General features: G+C 71.7%; 5 protein-coding genes. 3 read left to right on the top strand and 2 right to left on the bottom strand.

The genetic code is table 11. The features are described from left to right. Positions 1-605, top strand: a 605-nt coding sequence (locus NUV38_RS17045; RefSeq protein WP_257730253.1) for a tRNA-guanine transglycosylase, incomplete at its 5' end; no start/stop codon positions are given. Positions 606-617: 12 nt separating this feature from the next. On the opposite strand, the gene NUV38_RS17040 is transcribed toward NUV38_RS17045, so the two are convergent. Beyond that, positions 618-1,340, bottom strand: coding sequence for a queuosine precursor transporter (locus NUV38_RS17040; protein ID WP_257730252.1), 723 nt, complete (start codon positions 1,338-1,340; stop codon positions 618-620). Positions 1,341-1,377: 37 nt separating this feature from the next. Between NUV38_RS17040 and NUV38_RS17035 the strand changes: the two genes are divergently transcribed. Then, positions 1,378-2,637: a geranylgeranyl reductase family protein gene (locus NUV38_RS17035; RefSeq protein WP_257730251.1), complete on the top strand. Its 1,260-nt coding sequence runs from the start codon at positions 1,378-1,380 to the stop codon at positions 2,635-2,637. A gap of 12 nt (positions 2,638-2,649) precedes the next feature. Here NUV38_RS17035 and NUV38_RS17030 read toward each other — a convergent pair whose 3' ends face one another. Then, positions 2,650-3,153, bottom strand: coding sequence for a hypothetical protein (locus NUV38_RS17030; protein ID WP_257730250.1), 504 nt, complete (start codon positions 3,151-3,153; stop codon positions 2,650-2,652). Positions 3,154-3,353: 200 nt separating this feature from the next. Here NUV38_RS17030 and NUV38_RS17025 point away from each other — a divergent pair, with 200 nt between their 5' ends. Then, positions 3,354-4,298, top strand: coding sequence for an RNA polymerase sigma factor RpoD/SigA (locus NUV38_RS17025; protein ID WP_257730249.1), 945 nt, complete (start codon positions 3,354-3,356; stop codon positions 4,296-4,298). The last annotated feature ends 146 nt before the right edge of the window (positions 4,299-4,444 follow it).

Here is a 4,444-nt window from a genome sequence, read left to right as displayed (position 1 = left end):
GCCGCCCCGGGCCCGGCACCCCCGCCCCGGCCCTGTTCGGCGTCGTCCAGGGCGCCCAGCACGAGGACCTGCGCCGCCGCGCGGCCCGCGACCTCGCCGGACTGGAGGTCGACGGCACCCGGTTCGACGGCTTCGGCATCGGCGGCGCCATCGAGAAGGAGAACCTCGCGACCATCGTCGGCTGGGTCACCGACGAGCTGCCCGAGGACCGACCCCGACACCTGCTGGGCATCGGTGAGCCGGACGACCTGTTCGCGGCGGTCGAGGCGGGGGCCGACACCTTCGACTGCGTGGGCCCGTCCAGGGTGGCGCGGTCGTCGCGCGTGTACACCGCCGACGGACGCGAGAACCTCCTGGTCGCCGCGTCACGGCGCCGCTTCGAGCCCATCGAGGACGGCTGCGACTGCTACACCTGCGCGCACTACACCCGCGCCTACCTGCACCACCTGTTCAAGGCCAAGGAGTACGTGGCGGCCACGCTCACCACGATCCACAACGAGCGCTACGTCGTGCGGCTGGTCGACCGGATGCGCGACGCCATCGAGGACGGCACGTTCGACGACCTGCGCGACGAGACCCTCGGCCGCATCGCGGCATCGCGCTGACCCGACCGGCCGTCAGTACGTCGGCTCGGCCGCCTTCAGCCGCGCGATGACCGTCACGGTGACCGGCATGACGAGCAGCTCGACCGCGCACTTGAACAGCATGCCCACGACGAAGTAGTTCAGGAAGCCGCCGAACCCGGTGATGCCGATGGCCGACGCGGCGATGGCGCAAAACAGGAACGTGTCGACCAGCTCGCCGACGCCGGTCGACGACGCCAGCCGCACGACGAGTGCGCGCTCTGCGGTGCGGGCCTTCATGCGGGTGAGCACCCAGGCGTTCGTGAGCTGCCCGCAGACGTAGCCGACCACGCTGGCCAGGACGATCTGGCCGACCGGGCCCAGCACCGCCTCGTACGCGTCCTGGTTGGCGTAGAACGACGCACCCGGGATCCGCTGGACGATCGCGAACGTCAGGACGGCCAGGACCGCGCACGCGAAGCCCACCAGCACAGCCCGGCGGGCTGCCCGGAAGCCGTACACCTCGGCCACGACGTCGCCCAGGACGTAGGCCAGGGGGAACAGCACGGCCCCTCCGTCGACGAGCAGGGGCCAGACCTGGACCGGGCCGAGGGTGAACGAGCCCGTGCCGATCTCGATGGGCTTGGCGGCCACGATGTTCGAGACCACGATGATCGTGCAGAACAGCGCGAGCACCACGGCGTAGTACGACGAGCCCGACGACGCGAAGCGGACCGTGCCGGGGGCCGCGGACGGGGCGGACGACGGTGAGGCCATGCGCGCCATCCTGGCACGGGGTGGGATGATCGGGGGTATGACCCTGCCCGAGCGCACCGACGTCCTCGTGGTCGGTGCGGGGCCGGCCGGAGCCGCTGCCGCCGCCTGGTCCGCACGGGCCGGCGCCGACGTCGTGCTGGCCGACGCCGCCACCTTCCCGCGCGACAAGACGTGCGGCGACGGCCTCACGCCCCGCGCCATCGCCGAGCTCGACCGGTTGGGCCTCGGCACGTGGACCCGCTCCTTCGGCACCAACCGCGGCCTGCGGGCCGCCGGCTTCGGCCAGGAGCTGCTGCTGCCCTGGCCCGGTGGTTCACTGCCCGACCACGGCTCGGCGGTCCCCCGCACCCAGCTCGACGCCCGGATCCGCGACGTCGCGATCGCCGACGGCGCCCGCCCCCTCGACCACGCGCGAGCGGTCGACGCCGAGCGCGACTCCTCGGGTCGGGTCACCGGCGTCGTGTTCGCCGTGGGCCCGGACAAGCAGCGCCACGTCGTGCGGTGCGACCGGCTCGTCGTGGCCGACGGCGTCCGCTCCCCCTTGGGCAAGGTGCTCGGCCGCGAGTGGCACCGCGACACCGCCTACGGCGTCGCCGGGCGCTCGTACGTGAAGTCCGGTCGCGCCGACGACCCCTGGATCTCCTCGCACCTGGAGCTCCGCGACGAGCAGGATGCTCTGTTGCCCGGGTACGGCTGGATCTTCCCGCTCGGCACCGCCGGCGAGGGCGGCGAGGTGAACCTCGGCGTCGGCGCCCTGGCCACGGCCAAGCGACCTGCGGCGCTGCAGATCCGACCGCTCATGCAGTACTACGCCGAGCTGCGACGCGACGAGTGGGAGCTCGGCCCCGACCTCCGGATGCCGACGTCGGCGCTGCTGCCCATGGGCGGCGCGGTCTCCGGCGTGGCCGGACCCAACTGGATCCTGGTCGGCGACGCCGCCGGATGCGTCAACCCGCTCAACGGCGAGGGCATCGACTACGGCCTCGAGACCGGCCGGGTGGGGGCGGAGCTGCTGACCTCGGGGGCCGACCTCTCGACGGCCTGGCCCGAGCTCCTCGTGGGCCACTACGGCGAGGCGTTCTCCATCGCACGGCGCCTCGCTGGGCTCATCACGGTCCCCCGCCTGCTGCCCACGCTGGGCCCGCTGGGGATGCGGTCGCACACGCTCATGACGATCGCGCTGCGGGTCATGGGCAACCTCGTCACCGACGAGGACCGTGACCTCACCGCGCGGGTGTGGCGCTGGGCGGGACGGCGGTCGGTCGCCCTGGACGACCGACCACCGTTCACCGCCTGACCACCGGTCCGCTCAGGCGGCCGGCGGGTCGTTCTTCTTGTTGACCTCGGGAAGCTTCTCGCCGGAGTCCTTGAACGCGAGCGCCGTGAAGACGGTCAGCGCGATGGCGGCGATGAAGAGCAGCCAGCCGGACCAGCCGGGGCCGACGTTGACACTGACGGTGCCGAAGCTGCCGCCACCGTCGGCGGTCAGCGCACGCAGGATCACGAGCAGGGTGCCGAGACCGGCTGCTGCGAGGGCCACGAGACGCCACGGGACGGTGTCCGGCAGGCTCTGCGCGGCGAAGGCCTTGATCGCCACGACCGCGACCGCGACGAGGATGAGGAGCATGCCGAGGGTCGCCCAGCTGTTCCAGGCGTTCACCCCGCTCGACGTGTCGACGGAGATCGGCAGGTCGTCGCCGCCCTCCACGGAGGCCACGACGTACGCCCCGAAGAAGGAGAGGAGGAGGGCGAGCGCACCGGCGACGAGTGCACCTTGGTCGTTCCGGGAGAGCGCCTTGAAGTCGGCTGCCATGGGGGTAGACCTTTCATGCTGAGAATTGGGTAAGGACAACCTAGCCTCCCGCGCGCCTCCCGCGCACCACCCTGTGCCGGACCGGTCGGCGCGCCGGGACTGAGACCCCGGCCAACACCTGCCAAGAAGACCCTGAGAGCGGAATCAGAGGGCGATCCGGTGCGTTGCACTGGTACAGACACGATGGGAGGCGTATTCAGATGACGTCAACGAGGCACGAGAGCGCCGAGGGCAAGGACAGCGTCGGCATGTACCTGGCCGAGATCGCCCGGACGCCGCTGCTGGACGCCGCCCGCGAGGTCGAGCTCAGCCGGAGCATCGAGGCCGGGCTGTACGCCCAGCACCTGCTCGACGAGGGACGCGTCGGCCGCGCGAAGGGTGGCGCCCCCAAGCGCGCGACGCGCGAGGAGCTGGAGTTCGTCGCCGCCGAGGGCGAGCGTGCCCAGCAGGAGTTCGTGCAGGCCAACCTGCGCCTGGTCGTCTCCATCGCCCGCAAGTACGGGCGCTCGGCCATGCCGATGCTCGACCTGGTGCAGGAGGGCAACACCGGCCTGATCCGCGCGGTCGAGAAGTTCGACTACGCCAAGGGCTTCAAGTTCTCCACCTACGCCACGTGGTGGGTGCGTCAGGCGATCACCCGAGGCATCGCGCAGCAGGCACGCGTCGTGCGGCTGCCCGTGCACGTGGTCGAGGAGCTGAACCAGGTCACGGCCGCACGCCGCACCCTGGAGCGGACCCTCGGGTACGACCCGGAGCCGCAGGAGATCGCCGAGGAGCTCGGCATGGACGTCGACCGCGTGATCGACCTGTTGTCCTGGGGTCGCGACCACGTGAGCCTCGACACCCCGGTGGACGACGACGGCGACACCTCGCTGGGTGACCTCATCGCCCGCGACACGTCGCCCGGTCCCGACCTGGCGGTGCTCGACGACGAGACCAAGCACCTCATCAGCACGCTGATCGACCACCTCGGTCCGCGCGAGGCCGACATCGTGCGGGCCCGCTACGGCCTGCTCGACGGCCGTCAGCAGAAGCTCGCCGACATCGGCAAGCGCCACGGCATCTCCGCCGAGCGGGTCCGCCAGCTCGAGCGCCAGGCGCTCGTGACGCTGCGCAAGATCGCCGACCCCGACCTGGCGGCCTGACACGCTCAGGTACCGCCACCCCACGCGAAGCCGCCCTGCCTCCCCCGACAGGGCGGCTTCGTCATGTCCGGACGCTCGAGGAGATTCCCAGGGCGGGGCCGCATCGTGGGTGCAACACCAGACTGGATGGGTGTTGATGATGATGG

Source organism: Aeromicrobium sp. 50.2.37 (genome assembly GCF_024655735.1).
Lineage (GTDB): Bacteria > Actinomycetota > Actinomycetes > Propionibacteriales > Nocardioidaceae > Aeromicrobium.
This window is presented reverse-complemented; position numbering and strand designations above follow the sequence as displayed.